Consider the following 18,256-nt stretch of genomic DNA (forward strand, 5'->3'; position numbering starts at 1 on the left):
GACCTCCGGGGATTTCAGCTGGTCCACAGCCAGGATGCTGCGGGCCTCAGCTGGTATCACGTACCCCGTGCCAGTCCGGTTCGAACATCGGCGCTCTCGTGATGCGGGCATGACGCCACCGGTGCGGCGTGGACCGCCCTGGCGCGGATCCGGGCGCCGCGGTGCGGGATGAGGATGACGCCCTTGACCCGTGGGCGCTCGGCACGAGCGGTGCTGGTGTGCAGATCGACGCGGCGCAGCACCTCGCGCAGCACGACCGCCATCTCCACCAAGGCGAAATTCGCGCCGAGGCATCGGCGATTGCCGCCGCCGAACGGCAGCCACGTCGTCGGTCCCAGCGARGCGCCGAGCATCCGGTCCGGGTCGAATCGATCGGGATCGGCGTACTGGCCGGCGTCGCGGTGTACCAGTCCGATGCCCGGAGCCACCATCACCCCCGCGGGCAGCCGGTAGCCGGCGACCTCCGTCGGTTCGGTCAGGATGCGCCCGACATCGAAGACCACCGGCCGGATCCGCAGCACCTCTTTGCACACGGCATCGAGGTACTCGTCGGTGCCGCCGCGCGCCGCGTGCACGGCCCTGCTCAGCACCTCCGGGTGCCGGGTCAACCGTTCCAGCGCCCACGACAGCGCGGTCGCGGTCGTGTCGTGACCGGCGACCAGCAGGGTCATCAGTTGATCGCGCAGTTGGACATCGGTCATGTCGCCGGCGCGGATCATCATGGCCAGCGCGTCGGTGCGGCTGTCCAGTTCCGGGTCGGCCCGGCGCTCGGCGATTTCGGCGTAGAGCAGACGGTCGGCCTCCCGCAGGCGATCCCGGAACGGGCGCCACGGCGCCAGGCGTTGCAGGCCCGGGGTGTTGATCGCGAACGACTCCCAGACCCCGACGCTGAGCAGTTTCGGCATGATGGCGCGCAACTGCGCCAGCCGGTGTTCGTCGGTGGCGCCGATGACGGTCCGCAGGATCACCTCAAGCGTGATCTCGGACATCCTCGGGCCCACCGCGAAGCTACGGCCGATCGGCCAGCCCGCGATGTTGTCCGCCGCGATCGCGGCGATCAGTCCGGTCTGACGGGTCACTGCCTCGCGGCGGAAGGGCGCCAGCATGAGCCGCCGGCGGTCGCGGTGTTCCTCGTCGTCGACGACCAGTACCGAGCTGGAGCCCAACAGTCCGGCGAGCATCGAGTTCGCCTCGCCCGCGTGGTAGACCGCCGGGTCGCCACCGAACACGGTTTTGATGTCGTCGGGCCGGGCCAGGTAGATGAGGGTGCCCATGGAGGCCACCCGCAGCGTGAACACGTCCCCGTAACGGCGGCGGCAGGTCGAGACGAACCGGGGCCAGAACTTCATCAGCAGCGCGGCCTGGATGCCTGGCGGCAGCGGTGGCCCGGGCGGCAACGCGATCTCGGTCACGTGTATGAGTCTAGGCGCGGACCGCGGTCCTCACAGCAGATCTGTCGCGTCGTACACCCAGGACATGTCGGCGGTGGCGAAGTCGGCCAGCCAGTTCGGCGGCGCGAAGTTGGCTAGCGCACTCATGTCCCAGTAGTCCTTCCAGATGGTGATCCTGTCGTCGACGACCTCGTGCACGGTGACGAAGCGCAACTGAGCGACCTCACCGGTCGGCCACGTCCAGGTCTCGGAATGCTCGTACATGACGTTCGGTCCGTCGGCGACCAGCAACCCGTCGTGGTTTTCGTAGCCGGACAGGACCTCCAGGCCGATCTTGAGCCGCTTGACGATGTCCTCGGGGCCGCGCGCCGCGGCGGCCGGGCCCACCGGCATGTCCGCGTAGATGCAGTCGGGCGCGAGGTGGGTCTTCACCTGATCCCAGTCGCGCGCGGACAGCGCCCGCCACATGCCCAGGACGGTAAGTTCAGCTGACACGTGCCAATTCGCTCTTGTCGGTGGGCAGTGCGGGGGCGCGGTGTGCGGCCCGCAGGAATCGCCCGGTGCGCTGGTTGCCGAGCAGGTCGGTCGGGCGGCCATCGAGGAACACCGCGCGCCCGCCCACCAGCACGGCGCTGACGGTGTCGTCGTTGCGGTTGACCATCCTGGGCAGCCCGCCGTAGCAGTCGACGGGTTCCTCGGCGTAGGCCTCCAGGGAGGCGTCCAGCCGGGCGGGGTCGACGATGACCACGTCGGCGCGGTCCCCGATGCGCAGATGCCCGGCATCGAGCCGGTACCAGTCGGCCAACTCGCCGGTGAGCCGGTGCACGGCCTGCTCGATCGTCATGAACGGCTTGCCCGCGTTCTCGGCGTCACGCACGTGCTTGAGCAGCCGCAGACCCATGTTGTAGAACGCCATGTTCCGCAGGTGCGCGCCGGCGTCGGAGAATCCGAGCTGAATGCCGGGTTCGCGGGCCAGCTTCTTGAGCACGTCGGGCCGGTGGTTGGAGATGGTGGTACGCCAGCGCAGGGCTTGTCCGTGCTCAAGCACCAGATCCAGGAATGCGTCCACCGGGTGCACGCCGCGGTCCAGGCCCACCTGACCGAAGGAGCTGCCGATGACCGTGCTGTCCGGGCAGTCCACGATCTCGGCGTCATGGAAGTCGCGCTGCCAGACCCGGACACCGAAACGGTTCTCGTAGTCTTTGCGGAACTGCCTGCGATACAACTCATCTCGCAGCAGATCGTTGCGCGCCACTTCATCGCGCAGGTGTAGTGCGGCGGCACCGGCACCGAACTCCTCGAACACCACCAGGTCGATACCGTCGGCGTAGACCTCGAACGGGACCGGCAGGTGTTGCCAGCGGAAGTTGCCGCCCAGGGCATTGATGACCCGGGCCAGCGGGCCCAGCAGCTTGATGGCGTGCGGATTGGCCTTGATGTCTGCCGCGGACAGCAGGCTGGTCTTGAGCGGATTGCGGAAGACGCCCAGCGACTGGGCCAGCTGTGAGGCCAGGTTGACCGGGTTCTGGATATCCGGCCCGGACTGCAGGACCCGGCCGGCGCGACGCAGCAAGGACTTGAGTCGGCGTAGCTCGCGTGGGCCGGCGTAGGTGGACGGCAGCGTTCGCGAGCGGCAGACGTCTCCGTCGATCTTGTCGAAAAGCAGTTGTTGCGAGGACATTCCGACGAATCCGGCGTCCAGCGCCTCGGTGAGCATGGCTTCCATTCGGGCCTGCTCGCGCCGGGTCGGTCGGTGCCGTCTGCGGGTGGCGCGGTCCAGGCCCATCACCGCGGTACGCATATCGGAGTGGCCGATGAACGCCGCGAGGTTGGGCCCCAGCGGCAGCGACTCCAGGGCCTCGACATACTGCTCGGCCCCGGTCCAGGTCTTGTTCCGGTCGACGGTGTCGATCACGAATTCGCGGGGGATGGCCTCGACCCGGCCGAAGAGATCCCCGGCGTCGACGCCACCGACGTGCACGGTCGACAGTGAGCACGAGCCGAGCATCACCGTGGTGACGCCGTGGCGCAGTGACTCGGGCAACGACGGTAGGCCGAGCACCTCGATGTCGTAGTGGGTGTGGATGTCGAGCATGCCGGGCAGCACCCATTTCCCGGCRGCATCGAGGATCTGGGGGCAGCCGGTTTCGTCCAGGGCTTCGGCGGAGATCGCGGCGACCTGGCCGTCGCGGATGCCGATGTTGCGGAGCGCCGACGGCGCACCCGTCCCGTCGAACCAGCGGCCGCCGCGGATGATTGTGTCGTAGGTCACCCAGACATCAGAGCAGTGCGGTGCAGGGGTGTCAACGAAAATCGTGAACAGATTCCAAAAGGTGTCTACTCCGGGGCGGCGCATAATCGACACCGTGACTCCTTTGCAGCGTTATATCGCCGAAGAGATCGCCACCGACCATGTCGATGGGCTGCTGTCCCGACGGGAAGCGCTGCGCCGGCTCGCGCTGCTGGGCGTGGGCACGGCCGCGGCAACCGCCCTGATCGCGGCCTGCGGATCGAACTCCGCCCAGCCGAGTCCGTCGTCGACCGAGACGTCCACCCCGCCGGCGTCCACCCCGCCAGGGATGGAGACGGCCCTGGAGACCGCCGCGATCACCTGGGCGGGCCCCAAGGGTGAACTGCAGGGAGCGTGGGCGCAGGCGGCCGATCCCAAGGGTGCCGTCCTGGTGATCCACGAGAACAAGGGCCTCAACGACTGGGTTCGCACCGTGGCCGGCCGCCTCGCCGGCGTCGGCTACTCGAGCCTCGCGATCGACCTGCTCTCCGGGAATGGCGGCACCGCGACCTTTGCCGACCCCGCCGAGGCGACCGCCGCACTGGGCAACCGCGCGCCCGAGGACATGGTCGCCGACCTGAAGTCGGGGATCGCCGAGGTCTCGGCACGCACCCCGGGGGCCAAGGTCGCGGCCATCGGTTTCTGCATGGGCGGTGGACTGGTGTGGCGGCTGTTGGCCGCAGGCACTCCCGAACTCGCCGCGGCCCTCCCGTTCTACGGGCCCACCCCCGACAACCCGGACTTCGCCGGATCGAAAGACGTCGCCGTGCTCGGCTTCTACGGTGAGCTGGACCAGCGGGTCAATGCGAGCGAACCGGTCGCCCGGGCCGCGCTGGAGCGGGCCGGCCTGGTCCATGAACTGGTGACCGAGCCCGGGGCCAACCACGCCTTCTTCAATGACACCGGTGACCGGTACGACGCCGGGGCCGCCGCGGACGCGTGGCGACGGACCTTGGACTGGCTGTCCGCGCACGTCGGGTGACCTCGCTCAGGTCGTGCCCCACCCGTCCGGGCAGTAGCCGTCGATATCGGTGAAGCCGTACTCCCTGGCCAGCTCCACCGACGTCACCGATCGCTGATTCCAGCGCGCCCGCATCTCGTCGGCCGCGATCGCGGCCACCCCACGCCCGGCGAACCGCGGTGTCTCCGACTCGGCGAATCCTGGCGGCGCACTCGGGTAACCGTCGTCGCGACCGGCGTGCAGCGCCGTGCGCCAGTTGTCCTCGGTCACCCCGTAGTTGTCCAGCATCATCTCCGAACGCAGCCAGCCGGGGCTGACGGCGACGGCGGTCGCGCCGACCTGCCGCAGTTCGTGTCCGTGGCTGAAGGCGAGCCGGTTGACGGCCAACTTGGCGAGGTCGTAGAAAACCGACAGCCGGAACGTATCGGCGTTGTATTCGGTTGTGCCATCAGTGATTTCCACCAGCAGGCCGCCGGGTCGGGTGACCATCAGCGGTAATAGGCAGTGTGAGGTGATCAGGTGCGTGCGGACCCCGAGATCGATGATGCGCAGCCCGTCATCGAGGTCGTGCTCCCACATCGGCCGCCCCCAGGTCGCCGGCGGGCCCTTCAGCACCTCCGCGCCCCAAATGTCGTTCACCAGGATGTCGATGGTCCCGTGTTCGTCGCGAATACGGTCCGCGAGCGCGCGAACCTGGTCGGGGACCAGATGGTCGACCTGGATCGCCACGCCGGTGCCGCCCAGCGAATTCACCAGTGCTGCAGTCTCTTCGATGGTTTCCGGGCGGTCATAGTCCGAACCTCCGCGTCCGGTGACGCTGGTGCGGCCGGTGCAGATGACGGTCGCCCCGGCTTCGCCCAAGGCCGCAGCGATACCCCGGCCGGCGCCCCGAGTGGCGCCGGCCACGACGGCAACCCGGCCGCGAAGCGCCCCGGGGCCCGGTAATCCGGCCATGGACGCAAAGTATGCGCGTGGACACCGAACCTCGTGGGCGAACCCGCATAGCGCACATTCACCCTGAGTTAACACACTGGTAGGGCGGGCGTGTTCGACCGCACATGGGTGGCAGCTGTGATGGGCACATGCGAGTCGTCCAGGTCGCGAACTTCTACGGTCCGCGGTCCGGAGGCCTGCGGACCGCCATCGACCGACTCGGTGCGGAGTACACCGCGGCCGGCCACCAGGTCACCCTCGTGGTGCCCGGTGACCGCCCGTCCCGACACATCCTGGACTCGGGTGTCACCCGGCTGTCGCTGCCGGCACGGCTGATTCCCTTGACCGGTGGTTACCGCGCAGTGCTGCCCGGCCCGGTCACCGCGCTGCTGGACGAACTGGAACCCGACGCACTTGAGGTGTCCGACCGGCTGACGTTGCGATCGCTCGGCCCGTGGGGCAGACGGCACGGCGTCGCGACCGTGATGATCTCCCATGAACGGCTGGACCGCCTCGTCGGGCAGGTCCTTCCGCCGCGTGCTGCCCGCGCGGTCGCCGACATCGCCAATCGCCGGACCGCGCGGAACTACGACGCCGTGGTCTGCACCACGGCGTTTGCCCGTGCGGAGTTCGACCGAATCGGTGCGGACAATGTCGTCACCGTCCCGCTCGGCGTGGACCTCGATCAGTTCCATCCCCGGCACCGCAGCGCGCAGCTGCGCAGCCGGTGGGCGCAACCGGAACAGACCCTGTTGGTGCACTGCGGCAGGCTGTCGGTGGAGAAACACGCCCACCGGAGCATCGATACCGTTGGTGCACTGCGTGATTCAGGTATCGACGCGCGTCTGGTGGTGGTCGGGGAGGGGCCGTTGCGGACCCGACTGGAACGGCAGGCCGCCGGGCTGCCCGTGGACTTCACCGGGTACATCGGATGCCGCGACACCGTCGCCGGGATCCTGGCCTCCGCGGACGTCGCCCTGGCGCCGGGCCCGCACGAGACCTTCGGCCTGGCGGCACTGGAGGCACTGGCCTGCGGCACCCCCGCGGTGGTGTCGCGCACCTCGGCGCTCGCCGAGATCCTGACCGCCGACAGTGGCGCGACCGCCGACAACGATCCGGCGGCCATCGCGCGGGCGGTCACCTCCGTCATCTCCCGGCCCGAAGGACCGCGCCGTAGCAACGCCCGCCGCCGCGCCGAGCAATTCACCTGGCCCCGCGCGGCCGCCGGCATGCTCGACGTCCTTGCCCGGCGCTGACACCGAAATCTCGCAGCCGGACATGGACGGCGCATCGGTGCCATACGATTCCTGACATGTTGGTCTCCGCTGTGATGTGGCCCGGGCTCGCGATACCCGTCGTGGTGGTGGCCGCACTCAGCGGCGCGGGCCATGCCGCCGCGGCGCCCGGAGACCCGGGCTGTGCGACGACGCTGTCGGCACCGCAGGTGATCGACGTGTCCGGGACCGCCATGGTGTCGGCCTCGGCTTCGCCGGGGGCCTGCAACCGGGCCGAGCCGCAGCTGCAGGTCGCCTGCCTGCAGCGGGTGGGCAGCACCGTCGCGCCGGTCTGTGTGCAGGCCGAAGGGCCGGGCACCGCACGGGTGAACTTTGCGCCGTACACCCCGGGGGCCAGTTATGTGGCCACCGGCCGCAGCTGCGCCAACGCCGGTAGCCCGCCCGTCACTTACTGTCGCTCGGCCGGACCGCTGACGGTCACCCTGTAGGCGTCACGCCCCGTAACGGTCCACGGCGGCCGGTACATAACGCACGTCGGCACCCGCATCGAACCGGTACCCCCGTCCCCGGATGGTCGTGATGACACCGGCATGGCCGCCGAGCTTGACCCGCAGCCTGCGCACATGGGTGTCCACGGTGCGGCCCGACATTTCGGGATCCAGCGGAACCCGGGCGTCATCCCACACCTCGCGCATCAGCCGCGCACGGGACATCGGCTGACGCGGATGCTCGGCCAGGAAGCACAGCAATTCGAACTCGCGGTAGCTCAACCGCACCGGCACCCCGCGGACGCGGACCTCGCGGCCGGCCCGGTCGATCAGCAGACCGTCGAAAGGCTCGGACACCGCGGCACGCCTCGCGGCAGGCACCTCATCGGCCGTCGCGATGACAGCCGCACGGGCCCGCACACCCGGCACCGAGTTCGCGATGACGCGGCCGAACTCATCGGCGAGTTGCGCGGTGCGGGAGGGCAATTCGGGGAATCCGGCGGGCACGTCGAGCACCAGGACCACCTGCACCGACGCGGTCGCGTCGGGAGCCGGAGGCGGGCCAGCTTGGTACACGCCACCTACGGTGCCGCAGCAGGCGCCGCCCGGTCAGGGTTTGCCGCGGCGTGAGCGCAACTCAGAATGCCGGGGTCACCTGTCCGGCGTAGGTCAGCTCGATGAACTGCCTGGTGGCTGCCCCGGTCAGCAGACCGGCCAGCACACCGACATCGGGATTGGCCTGGTCGTGCGCCGTCGTCACCAGGTATTCGGCGTAGGTCGGGTCACCCCGGTCGCAGTGCAAGGCGGTGTCGGTGTGCACATTGCGTTCCATTGCCTGGTTGCCGAACAGGAACACCGCGTCGAAATCGTCGAGGGCAGAGGGCAGTGTCCAGCTGGTGAGCTCCTTGAACACCAGCCGGCCCGGATTGGCGCGGACATCGGTCGCGGTGGCGAGCTGCCCGGAATCGGGTCGGCAGTCGATCAGCCCGAGCCGGTCCAGCATCATCAGCGAGCGATCCGCATTCACCGGGTCCGCGGGCAGCGCGATTTCGGCGTACTCCGGTAGCGCGGCGAGCTGGGTGACCCGGCTGGAGTACAGGCCGAAAGGCTCGATGTGCACGGCCACCACCGGCACCAGTGCGCTGCGGCTGCGGCGGTTGAATTCGTGCAGAAATGGCAGGTACTGGAAGTAATTTGCGTGCAGTCTGCCGGCCGCGAGCCAGTCGTTGGGCTCGTCGAAGCTGTCGAACACGGTCACCTGCAGGTCGATGCCGGCGGCGGCCAGGTGCTGGCGGATGTTCTCCAGGATCTCCGCATGCGGCACGGGTGTAGCGCCGACCCTAAGGGGGCGTTGGCCTTTCGTGCTGACCGACCGCACGCTGCTCGTCAACATGTCCCGAAGGGTACTGATGTCTGCGTCGATTGCAACGTCGCCCAATGTGTCCGATTGTTACGCCCTTTAACGCACGGTGAATGCAGCGGTGGTTGTCGCGGCGTGACCGCCCTACGGTCGCGACAGCATCATCCGGCCAGCAGGAAGAGCGGTTCCCCATGTCTGAAATCACGGCTGTACCTGAGCAACTGAGCGGCCCACCGGGGGAGCGCAAGCTGCGCGGCAACCTGGGTGTGGCATCCATCGTGTTCATGGTGGTGGCCGCGGCGGCCCCGCTCGGCGTCGTCGGCGGCGTCTTTCCGCTGGGAATCGCCGGTGGCAATGGTGCCGGGTTCCCGGCGACCTTCGTCGTGTCGACGCTCATCCTGCTGCTGTTCGCGGTCGGTTTCACCGCATTGACCCCGTTCGTCGAGGAGGCGGGCGCCTTCTTCTCGTATGTCCGTCATTCCCTTGGCTTCTCGACCGGTATCGGTTTCGGCTTCGTCGCGCTCGTGAGCTACGTCGCCCTGGAGGCCGGGGTGTACGGGCTGCTCGGGCCGGCCGGGGTCGGCGTCGTGACGCTGTTCGGTGGGACCGAGATCCCCTGGTGGGTGCTCGCCGCAATCGCGTTCGCGGTAACGACGTTCCTGGGCTACCGCAACATCCAGCTGTCCAGCCGCGTGCTGGGCGTGCTGCTCACCGCGGAGATCGCGATCATCCTCGTCCTCGACCTGATCATCGTGGCGCGCGGCGGCGGTGACGACGGGCTGTCCACCGGCATCGTCAACCCGTCGACGGTGTTCTCCGGCTCGCTCGGCATCGGACTGCTGTTCGCGATGCTGAGCTACATCGGTTTCGAGGCGACGGCGATCTTCCGCGACGAGGCGAAGGATCCGGAACGCACCATTCCCCGCGCCACTTATGCGGCGCTGATCCTGATCGGCGCCTTCTACGCCGTCACCAGCTGGGCGCTGATCTCGGCGTGGGGCGACACGCAGGCCGTCACCCAGGCGACGGATTCCGGCGGCACGTTCCTGTCGGACGTCGCCCAGACCTACATCAAGGCCGCAGGCAACGACATCATCACGGTGCTCTACTTCACCAGCCTGTTCGCCTGCATCCTGGCGTTCCACAACGTCGCGTCGCGCTACGTGTTCGCGCTCTCGCAGCACCGCGTGCTGCCCCAGTCGCTCGGCATCGCGCACGCTGCGCACGGGTCCCCGCACAAGGCGTCGCTGTGGATCTCGGGCGTCGTCGCGACCAGCATCGCGCTGGCCGTGCTGTTCGGGCTCGATCCCGTCACGCAGTTCTACACCTGGTTCGCGGCGGCCACCACGGTCGGTTTCGTGGTGCTGCTGATCGCCACCAGCGTGGCGGTGCTGGTGTTCTTCGCCCGCGACCGCCGCGGCTACTCGCAGTGGCGGGTGCGCATCGCACCGGCGCTCGGGCTGCTCGGACTGGGCGTCACACTGGTGCTCATCCTGACGAACCTGGAGGGGCTCGCCGGCTCGAATGCGCTGGGCTGGGGCATCGTCGGACTGCTGGTGGTGGCGTTCATCGTGGGCGCCGTCATCGGCCGCCGGGTCAGCGATCCGGCCGGGGTCGTGCGGTCGTGACGGCATCGGTGCGACCCACCGAATCGGCTGCGGCCGCGGATCTGCGGCGCCGGCTCTCGGAGGGCTCGCTCACCGAGATCGAGGTGGCCTGGAGTGATCCGCTGGGCCACGCGCAGGGCAAGCGAATCCCGGCGGCACAGTTCCTGGACCGCGCCCAGGGCAGCGGGTTCGCCTTCTGTGAGGCCTCGCTGGGCTGGAACGCCGACGGCACCGTCATCGACGGTCTGCGGCTGACGAACTGGGACGGCGGATACCCGGACGTGTTCGCGGTGCCGGATTTCAGCACCTTCCGCGGGGTTCCGTGGCGGCCCGGTGTCGGGCACGTGATCTCCGATATCGTCGCGCACGACCGTTCACCGTCGCTGCTGGACCCGCGCGCGGTGCTGCGCCGGGTGCTGGACCGGCTGGCTGGGCTCGGCTACACCGCCAAGGTCGGGGTGGAGCTCGAGTTCTATCTGCTCAATCCGGACGGCACCACGTATCTGGATGACATTCACGCCTACTCGCTGGAGAATGCGAACGCGCTCGACCCGATCCTGTCCGATCTGTACGAGACGCTCGGTGCCTTCACCCGGCTGGAGGGCATCCAGACCGAGTACGGCCCCGGCCAGGTGGAGACCAATCTCGTCTACACCGACGCGCTGGAGGCCGCCGACGACAGCGCCCGGCTGAAGTACGCCGCCAAGGAGGTGGCGCGCCGGCACGGCAAGCTCGCCAGTTTCATGGCCAAGCCGTTCGCCGATCAATCGGGAAGCTCTGCGCACCTGCACATCTCGCTGTGGCGCGACGGCGAACCCGCGTTCGCGAGCACCGGTGGCACCGAGAACGACCTGGCGTTGTTCGCCATCGCCGGGCTCCTGGAGCATCTGCCCTCCATCACCGTCTTCGGAGCGCACTCGGTGAACGCGTACCGCCGCTTCGTGCCCGATTCGTTCGCCCCGGCGACCGTCACCTGGAGCCGCGACAACCGCAGTGCGGCGGTGCGTTCCCTGGTGGAAGCCACGCCGGAGGCCAACCGCATCGAGTTGCGCACCGGCGCCGCCGACGCCAATCCGTACTGGCTGGTCGCCTCGGCGCTGGCCGCTGTGGTGGCCGGGATCGAGGCCGGCCGCAGGCCCGATGCGGCCGAGGGCGGCAACCTCTACGGCTCGGGCACACCGCTGCCCGAGTCGCTCGCGGTGGCCGTGGCCCTGGCAGTGCGCGATGACACCATCACCGAGATCCTCGGTGCCGATTCCGTGGCGGATTTCGCGGCCATCGCGCACAGCGAGTGGCAGGAGTACTCCAAGCAGGTCACCGACTGGGAGCGGCGGCGCTACCTGACGACCTCGTGAGCACCTAACCTGCGGGCGTCCAGCGCACCGGCAGGCGCTTGATGCCGTGGATGAAGGGCGACAGCAGTCGATCCGGCTCGGCGTCGGCCGCCAGATCCGGTATCTGCCGGTGCAACTCCTCGAACGCGACCGTGATCTCGCGACGGGCCAGATTGGCACCGAGGCAGAAATGTGCGCCGCCGCCCCCGAAACCGACATGCGGATTGGGGCTGCGCCGGATGTCGAAACGCCACGGGTCGGTGAAACGGGTTTCGTCTCGGTTCGCCGATCCGTACCACAGGGTGACCTTGTCGCCGGCGGCCATCGCGACACCGCTGAGCTCGGTATCGCGGGTGAGGGTGCGCCGCATGTAGGCCACCGGGGAGGCCCAGCGGACGATCTCCTCCACGGCGGTCGGCGCCAGCGCCTCATAGTCCGACCACCAGAGGTCGCGTTGCTCGGGAAAGCGGCTCAACGCGGCGACACCGTGGCTGATCGCATTGCGGGTGGTCTCGTTGCCCGCGACCACCAGCAGGATGAAGAACGACGCCACCTCCGCCGATGTCAGCTGTTCGCCGTCCACTTCGGCGGCCACCAGTGCGGTGGTCAGATCTTCGCCCGGTCGGGCCCGCCGGTCCTCGGCCAGGTCCTTGGCGTACGCACCGATATCCATGGCGACGTGCGCGAACTCGTCGAAATCGGTGGTGAGGTCGGGGTCTCCGAAACCGAGGATCACATTCGTCCAATGGAAGATCTTGTCGTGATCGTGCTCGTCGATGCCCATCATGTCGCAGATCACCTGCAGCGGAAGTGGGCCGGCCAGCGTCGTCACCAGATCGGCCCGGCCGTCAGGATGGTCGGCGACCATCCGCGAGACCAGGTGGCGAGCGCGTTCACGTACCGATTCCTCGATCCGGGCGAGCACCTTCGGCGTGAAGGCGCTGCGCACGATATTGCGCAGCCTGCTGTGCCGCGGGTCGTCCATGGCGATCATGGACCCGAAGTACTCGGCGAGTTCGGGGGTCTGATCGCCGATGGTGATGTTCGGGCTGGAGCTGAACACGTCGGGGTGCCGGCTCGCGAAGTGCACGTCGTCGTAGCGCGCGAGCGCCCAGTGCCCGGCACCGGCGTCGACACCTTCACCGGTGATCGGGGCGTGGAACGACACCGGGGCCTCCCGGCGCAGGGTCGCGAAGGCGCCGTCCCGGAAATCGTCGTCCTGTGACCAGAACCGCCAGGACCCGAGATCGATCTCGGACAGCTCGACCTGGCGGGGCTGCGATCCGTTGACATGTGTCGCGATCGGCATGGCCGTAGCTTAGGTTCGCCGCGCGCGGGTCACCGGCTTTTGACGGGGCCGCTCAGTCGGGCAGATCGTGGCGCACCACGCGGACCCGTCCGTGTGGCAGGCAGGCCGCGTACCCGTGGTGCTTGCCGTACAGCTCCCACGAGGTGTGCGCGTCGTCGCTGGGAACGTCGATGTGCTGCCCACCGGAAAATTGCAGGTGCAGGCTGCCGTCGTCATCCCAGTCGGCATGCGTGCAGGTGGTACCGGCAAAGTCGAAGAGCGGCTTCTGCTCGTTGCGTACCGCAGTCGGATCGATGGCCACGACCTCGGCCGCGCCCGAGGCGCCGCCGCCGAGTTCCGGCAAGGTCAACTCCATGGGTGCGGAGATGACGAGTTCGTTGTATTCGTCGAGGTTGAGCACCAGACCGTCGCGGAACATGATCCGCTGTAGGGTGCGCCCCTGGATCCATTGTTCGGTCATTTTTCCACTTTGGGCCGTTGCTGGGCCCAGCACAAGAGATGATGGGCGGTTCGCTCCGGAGCGGATCCGTTTCTGTTGTCCAGACTCGGGACCGCTGGTGAAAGCAGCTGGTAGAACGCCTGCCGGAGACCACACCATGCGCGACACTGTTCGCTGATGTAAACGCATCAGGCTCCCGGGCGTAAACTCCACGCAACGGGGGAGGGTTCACGCAACGAGCCGGTCCATGTACGCGCCACTAGTGAAAGGGCTGACTTGCCCGCATCAGACAACCGAGTTCCCGAAACCGGCCTCACACCGCATTTCGAGGACGTTCAGGCGCATTACGACCTGTCGGACGATTTCTTCCGGCTGTTTCTGGATCCCACCCAGACCTACAGCTGTGCCTATTTCGAACGCGACGACATGACCTTGGAAGAGGCTCAGTACGCGAAGATCGACCTGTCGCTGGGCAAGCTGGGGCTGCAGCCGGGGATGAAGCTGCTGGACGTCGGCTGCGGGTGGGGTGCCACGCTCAAGCGCGCCATCGAGCGTTACGACGTCGACGTGGTCGGGTTGACGCTGAGCCGCAACCAGCAGGCCCACGTGCAGGAGCTGTTCGACGGCCTTGACACCGAACGGTCCCGCGAGGTGCTGCTGGAAGGCTGGGAGCAGTTCAGCGGCTCCGTCGACCGCATTGTGTCGATCGGCGCATTCGAGCATTTCGGCGCCAACCGGTACGACGACTTCTTCAAGATGGCCTACTCCGCGCTGCCGGCCGGGGGCTCGATGCTGCTGCACACCATCGTCAAGCCCAGTGATGCCGACTTCAAGGAACGCGGGCTGCCGCTGACCATGACGAAGCTGAAGTTCTTCAAATTCATCATGGACGAGATCTTCCCGGGCGGGATGCTGCCGTTCGTGTCGGTGGTCGAGGAGCATGCCGCCAAGGCCGGCTTCGAGGTGCAACGGGTGCAATCGCTGCGGTTGCACTACGCGCGCACGCTGACGATCTGGGCCGACGCTCTGGAGGCCCGCCGCGACGAGGCGATCGCCATCCAGTCCGAAGAGGTCTACGACCGCTACATGCGGTACCTGACCGGCTGCTCCGAGCTGTTCCGGGACGGGTACACCGACGTCTGCCAGTTCACCTTGCACAAGGCCTGATCCCTAACGCGCGGCTCCCAGCGCCCGGCGCAACTCGTCGGGTACGTCGCGCTTGGCCCAGCTGTCGGTGGACACCACCACGTACACGTTGCGTCCGCGCACCGCGACCTGTTCGGAGCGCTGCGGGTCACCGGCGGCGGTGCGCAGCACCGTGAAGGCGACCGCGAAGCTGGTGGTGCCGATGTGGTCGCAGACCGCCTCGACCCGGACAGCGTCGCGCCAGCGCACCGATGTCCGGTAGTCGATGTCGCTGTGCACGACTTTGAAGTCGACTCCGGACGACATCAGTTGGGCGTAGTCGACGCCGTGCTCGCCGAGCAGCGCGGTGCACGCCTCGTCGAACCAGGTCAGGTAGTGGCCGTTGAACACCACGCCCTGCTGATCGATCTCGGCGTACCGGGGCACGATTTTCAGTGAGCTCACGCCAGTCACCATGCACCACGACTGCGCGCCACCGCTAGCATCGAACGGTGATCTCTGCAGCGGCGGAACGTCGATGAGCGCGCCCACCCTCGTGACGGTCGACGAGATCAGGGCGGCGGCGGATCGGTTGCGCGGCAGCATCATGCGTACCCCGCTCATCCCGGCGCCGTGGGCCGATCACGACCGGCCGCTGTGGATCAAGCCGGAGAGCCTGCAGGTGATCGGCGCCTTCAAGGTGCGCGGTGCGCTCAATGCCATCGGCAGGATCGACGCCGGTCTGCGGCAGCGAGGTGTCGTCGCGTACTCGAGCGGGAACCACGCGCAGGCAGTCGCTTACGCCGCGGCACAATTCGGCATCGACGCGCACATCGTGATGCCCGAGGAGACCCCCGCGGTGAAGGTGGCGCGAACCAGAGGCCATGGTGCCCGGGTGGTGCTGTGCGGCGCGGGTGAGCGCGAAGCGGTTGCCGCGCAACTCGTCGAAGAGACCGGCGCGACGCTGGTGCCCCCGTTCGACCATCCTGACGTCATCGCGGGCCAGGGCACGATCGGCCTGGAGATCGCCGAGGATCTGCCCGATGTGAGGACGGTCCTGGTCCCGGTCAGCGGGGGCGGGCTGGCCTCTGGCATCGGCACCGCCATCCGCGCGCTGTGCCCACAGGCCCAGATATTCGGCGTGGAACCGGAGCTGGCGGCCGACACCGCGGCGGGCCTGCGTCAGGGCAGTCGGGTCAGCATGTCGATCGGGGACCGCAACCGGACCATCGCCGACGGCCTGCGCTCGGAACCGTCGGAGCTGACGTTCGCTCATCTGCAGCAGGTGCTCACCGATGTGCTGACGGTCAGCGAAGACGAAATACGTTCTGCGGTAGCCGAATTGGCCATACAGGCGAGGCTGGTCAGCGAGCCCAGCGGCGCGGTGGCTCTGGCCGCCTACCGACGCCACCGGACACCGCCGGGCAAGACGGTGATGATCCTGTCCGGTGGCAACATCGAACCGGCCCTGCTGGCCCAGATCGTGGCGGACTCACCAACGCGCGGGGTTCACCAGGGGGACTGACACGGCGCAACCGACGCGCGCGCAATGTGACCAGGCATCCTGTTCGGCGGCGGCCTTCAGGCGGCGCCGCCGGCCAGCCCAACCGCACGAACAGTTGGCCGTCGAGTGGCCGAAGCCACGGTTGTACACGTAGACCGTTCCGTGTCGTCGGGTGGTGTCCGCGAACAGATCTTCGAGCAGCATGGACATCATGGGTACATCTCCTTCGTCGACCTGACCTCGGTGTCATGTAGACGTGCTGGCGTGCTTCGATTCTGCGCCAGATCACCTCGGGTTGGCGGGTGCCGCGGGTCACGACTCGGCGCAGATCCCATCAAGCCGAAGTAACTGGTGACCGGTCTCTACCCGGGGCTCTGTGTTGCTAAACCTGGTGCCTGCCCACGTAATTGACGCCTCGGCAGGTTGCTGGTCTAGTGCACGCCCTCCATCAGCCGGCTGATGCGACCGGTGAACGCCAGCACGATCAGACCCGCGGCGATCGCCACCAGGCCGAGGATGCCGAAGTAGGCGAACTCGTGTGCCGGGTCGTAATAGCCCGAGAGCACCCCGGACATGGACGTCCCGAGTCCGACGGAGAAGAAGTACAGCGCCATCATCTGCGCCCGGAATGCCTCCGGCGCAAGTTGAGTGGTCACGGCCAGGCCGATCGGGGAGATCATCAGCTCGGAGACCGCGAAGCCGGCCATGACCGCCACGATGAACAGCGCGGGAACGGCGCGGCCCGTGGTGCCTGCGAACGGGAGGAACAGCAGGAACGCCGCACCCATGCCGATGACGCCGTAGGCGAACTTCCGCGGTGTGGTGGGCGCCCGCTGGCCCAACCGGGTCCACATGACGGCAAACAGTGGCGACAGCACGATGATCCAGACCGGCTCGATCGAGCCGATCCAGCTCGACGGTGCCGTCCACCCGAAGATCGACCAGTTCATCCGTTCGTCCGAGTAGACCGCGAGGACGGTGAAGATCTGCTGGAACAGCGACCAGAACACGGCGTTGGCGATGAACAGCGGAATGAAGGCGCGCACCCGGGTGCGTTCGAGCGCAGTCACTTTGGCGCTGGTCAGCAACAGGGCGAAGTAGCCGATCGCGGCGACGATGATGACGCCGGTGGTGACCTGGGACAGGTTGTCCAGTGTCACCAGCCCGGTCGCGAAGGCGATGACCGCAACGGCGATCACCCCGACCGCGACCCCGACGGCCGGGAACACACCGCTGCGGGGCAGCGGGTTGGGCACCTCCCGTCCGTGCGTCCCCAGGTTGCGGCGGAACACCACGTACTGCACCAGGCCGAGCGCCATACCGATGGCGGCGGCCCCGAATCCGTAGTGGAACCCGACGTGGGTCTGCAGCAGGCCCGTGATCAGGGGCCCGACGAAGGCACCCAGATTGATGCCGAGATAGAACAGCGTGAAACCGCCGTCGGCGCGCGCATCGCCCTTGTCGTAGAGCGTGCCCAGCAGCGATGAGGCATTGGCCTTGAGTGCGCCGGAACCCAGGGCGACGAAAACCAGACCTACTGCTACTCCGGTGATTCCGGGCAGTACCGCCAGCGCGATGTGTCCGAGCATGACGACGACGCCGCCGTAGAACACGGTGCGTTCCATGCCGAGGACGCGGTCGGCCAGCCAGCCGCCCAGCACTGTCGACAGGTACACCAACCCGCCGTAGGCGCCCACAATGCCGGTCGCCGTGGCCTTGGACAGTTCCAGGCCGCCATCGGTGGCCGAGTAGTACAGGTAGTACCCGAGGATGGTGAGCATCCCGTAGAAGGAGAACCGTTCCCACAGTTCGACACCGAACAGGTTCGTCAATCCGATCGGGTGGCCCAACAATGTGCGCGCCGCCTGCTGATCTGTCTGGCCGCCCCCGGCCCGTTCCGACCCAGTCATAGCGCCACCTTCCCACGATGTCCGGTCGGGCCGATGCATTGTCGGAAAGTCGTGGCGGGTCGCTCCCGCCCGGCCAACATCGGCAAACGCTCTGATTGAGCTCACATGTACAGATCGACGAATCAGCAAACGCCAAGCCCGGAATTCCCCTGCACGGGTGGGTTCCTGGCCGCTGCGCAGGTAGTCTCAGCCGGATAACGCGACGGTGGATGCATCGTCACGACGCGGCTGCCTGCGTGCGGCCGAAGAGGGTCCGAAGGGGTACATGTGGACGCGGTGCTCGGCTTGTCGATGACACCAAGGTCGCTGTCAGTGGTGGTCGTCGGCGGCGGTGACCAGCCGGATGGCGGCCGCAACGACGCATACGAGG

General features: G+C 67.9%; 17 protein-coding genes. 7 read left to right on the plus strand and 10 right to left on the minus strand.

Annotation, left to right across the window (positions count from 1 at the left end; translation table 11 throughout):
- Positions 1 to 56: 56 nt before the first annotated feature.
- From AC1DTF_RS20705 to AC1DTF_RS20715, 3 genes are read right to left on the minus strand one after another with little or no spacing between them, the layout of a single operon-like run.
- Positions 57 to 1,412, minus strand: a complete 1,356-nt coding sequence (locus AC1DTF_RS20705) for a cytochrome P450 (RefSeq protein WP_477475415.1) — start codon at positions 1,410 to 1,412, stop codon at positions 57 to 59.
- A 30-nt stretch (positions 1,413 to 1,442) separates the two neighbouring features.
- Positions 1,443 to 1,886 (minus strand): nuclear transport factor 2 family protein, encoded by a 444-nt coding sequence (locus AC1DTF_RS20710; protein ID WP_477475416.1) that lies wholly within the window; start codon positions 1,884 to 1,886, stop codon positions 1,443 to 1,445.
- Positions 1,876 to 3,663: an N-acyl-D-amino-acid deacylase family protein gene (locus AC1DTF_RS20715; RefSeq protein ID WP_477475417.1), complete on the minus strand. Its 1,788-nt coding sequence runs from the start codon at positions 3,661 to 3,663 to the stop codon at positions 1,876 to 1,878. Before AC1DTF_RS20715 ends, AC1DTF_RS20710 begins: the two co-directional genes overlap by 11 nt.
- Before the next feature lie 94 nt (positions 3,664 to 3,757).
- Here AC1DTF_RS20715 and AC1DTF_RS20720 point away from each other — a divergent pair, with 94 nt between their 5' ends.
- The gene (locus tag AC1DTF_RS20720; RefSeq protein ID WP_477475418.1) at positions 3,758 to 4,663 is read left to right on the plus strand and encodes a dienelactone hydrolase family protein; all 906 of its coding nucleotides are present in this window, start codon (positions 3,758 to 3,760) and stop codon (positions 4,661 to 4,663) included.
- 6 nt (positions 4,664 to 4,669) lie between these two features.
- Here AC1DTF_RS20720 and AC1DTF_RS20725 read toward each other — a convergent pair whose 3' ends face one another.
- The gene (locus tag AC1DTF_RS20725; RefSeq protein WP_477475419.1) at positions 4,670 to 5,596 is read right to left on the minus strand and encodes an SDR family oxidoreductase; all 927 of its coding nucleotides are present in this window, start codon (positions 5,594 to 5,596) and stop codon (positions 4,670 to 4,672) included.
- A 128-nt stretch (positions 5,597 to 5,724) separates the two neighbouring features.
- Here AC1DTF_RS20725 and AC1DTF_RS20730 point away from each other — a divergent pair, with 128 nt between their 5' ends.
- Together AC1DTF_RS20730 and AC1DTF_RS20735 are read left to right on the plus strand one after the other, a co-directional pair.
- Positions 5,725 to 6,831 carry a glycosyltransferase gene (locus tag AC1DTF_RS20730; RefSeq protein WP_477475420.1) on the plus strand — a complete coding sequence of 369 codons (1,107 nt, stop codon included), beginning with the start codon at positions 5,725 to 5,727 and terminating at the stop codon, positions 6,829 to 6,831.
- 56 nt (positions 6,832 to 6,887) lie between these two features.
- A complete protein-coding gene (locus AC1DTF_RS20735; protein ID WP_477475421.1) occupies positions 6,888 to 7,298 on the plus strand; it encodes a hypothetical protein in 411 nt (136 codons plus the stop codon).
- A 3-nt stretch (positions 7,299 to 7,301) separates the two neighbouring features.
- Here the strand turns inward: AC1DTF_RS20735 and AC1DTF_RS20740 are convergent, their stop codons facing one another.
- Positions 7,302 to 7,874 (minus strand): winged helix-turn-helix domain-containing protein, encoded by a 573-nt coding sequence (locus tag AC1DTF_RS20740; RefSeq protein WP_477475422.1) that lies wholly within the window; start codon positions 7,872 to 7,874, stop codon positions 7,302 to 7,304.
- A 61-nt stretch (positions 7,875 to 7,935) separates the two neighbouring features.
- Positions 7,936 to 8,691 (minus strand): MetQ/NlpA family ABC transporter substrate-binding protein, encoded by a 756-nt coding sequence (locus AC1DTF_RS20745; RefSeq protein WP_477475423.1) that lies wholly within the window; start codon positions 8,689 to 8,691, stop codon positions 7,936 to 7,938.
- 158 nt (positions 8,692 to 8,849) lie between these two features.
- Here AC1DTF_RS20745 and AC1DTF_RS20750 point away from each other — a divergent pair, with 158 nt between their 5' ends.
- Together AC1DTF_RS20750 and AC1DTF_RS20755 are read left to right on the plus strand one after the other, a co-directional pair.
- On the plus strand, positions 8,850 to 10,286 hold the full coding sequence (locus tag AC1DTF_RS20750) for an APC family permease (RefSeq protein WP_477475424.1): 1,437 nt from the start codon (positions 8,850 to 8,852) through the stop codon (positions 10,284 to 10,286).
- 8 nt (positions 10,287 to 10,294) lie between these two features.
- The gene (locus tag AC1DTF_RS20755) at positions 10,295 to 11,620 is read left to right on the plus strand and encodes a glutamine synthetase family protein (RefSeq protein ID WP_477475437.1); all 1,326 of its coding nucleotides are present in this window, start codon (positions 10,295 to 10,297) and stop codon (positions 11,618 to 11,620) included.
- A gap of 4 nt (positions 11,621 to 11,624) precedes the next feature.
- Here AC1DTF_RS20755 and AC1DTF_RS20760 read toward each other — a convergent pair whose 3' ends face one another.
- Both AC1DTF_RS20760 and AC1DTF_RS20765 read right to left on the minus strand, forming a co-directional pair.
- Positions 11,625 to 12,908: a cytochrome P450 gene (locus tag AC1DTF_RS20760; protein WP_477475425.1), complete on the minus strand. Its 1,284-nt coding sequence runs from the start codon at positions 12,906 to 12,908 to the stop codon at positions 11,625 to 11,627.
- A gap of 52 nt (positions 12,909 to 12,960) precedes the next feature.
- Positions 12,961 to 13,368, minus strand: a complete 408-nt coding sequence (locus AC1DTF_RS20765) for a DUF6188 family protein (protein WP_057165476.1) — start codon at positions 13,366 to 13,368, stop codon at positions 12,961 to 12,963.
- A 255-nt stretch (positions 13,369 to 13,623) separates the two neighbouring features.
- Between AC1DTF_RS20765 and AC1DTF_RS20770 the strand changes: the two genes are divergently transcribed.
- Positions 13,624 to 14,514, plus strand: a complete 891-nt coding sequence (locus tag AC1DTF_RS20770) for a cyclopropane mycolic acid synthase family methyltransferase (RefSeq protein WP_057165475.1) — start codon at positions 13,624 to 13,626, stop codon at positions 14,512 to 14,514.
- A gap of 3 nt (positions 14,515 to 14,517) precedes the next feature.
- On the opposite strand, the gene AC1DTF_RS20775 is transcribed toward AC1DTF_RS20770, so the two are convergent.
- Positions 14,518 to 14,949 carry an acyl-CoA thioesterase gene (locus tag AC1DTF_RS20775; protein WP_477475426.1) on the minus strand — a complete coding sequence of 144 codons (432 nt, stop codon included), beginning with the start codon at positions 14,947 to 14,949 and terminating at the stop codon, positions 14,518 to 14,520.
- A gap of 61 nt (positions 14,950 to 15,010) precedes the next feature.
- On the opposite strand from AC1DTF_RS20775, the gene AC1DTF_RS20780 reads away from it, so the two are divergent.
- Complete coding sequence (locus AC1DTF_RS20780) at positions 15,011 to 15,997, plus strand: threonine ammonia-lyase (protein WP_057165473.1); 987 nt, start codon at positions 15,011 to 15,013, stop codon at positions 15,995 to 15,997.
- Positions 15,998 to 16,407: 410 nt separating this feature from the next.
- On the opposite strand, the gene AC1DTF_RS20785 is transcribed toward AC1DTF_RS20780, so the two are convergent.
- Positions 16,408 to 17,886 carry a peptide MFS transporter gene (locus AC1DTF_RS20785; protein WP_477475427.1) on the minus strand — a complete coding sequence of 493 codons (1,479 nt, stop codon included), beginning with the start codon at positions 17,884 to 17,886 and terminating at the stop codon, positions 16,408 to 16,410.
- Positions 17,887 to 18,256: the final 370 nt, after the last annotated feature.

The organism is Mycobacterium sp. P4_H6 (assembly GCF_056400845.1).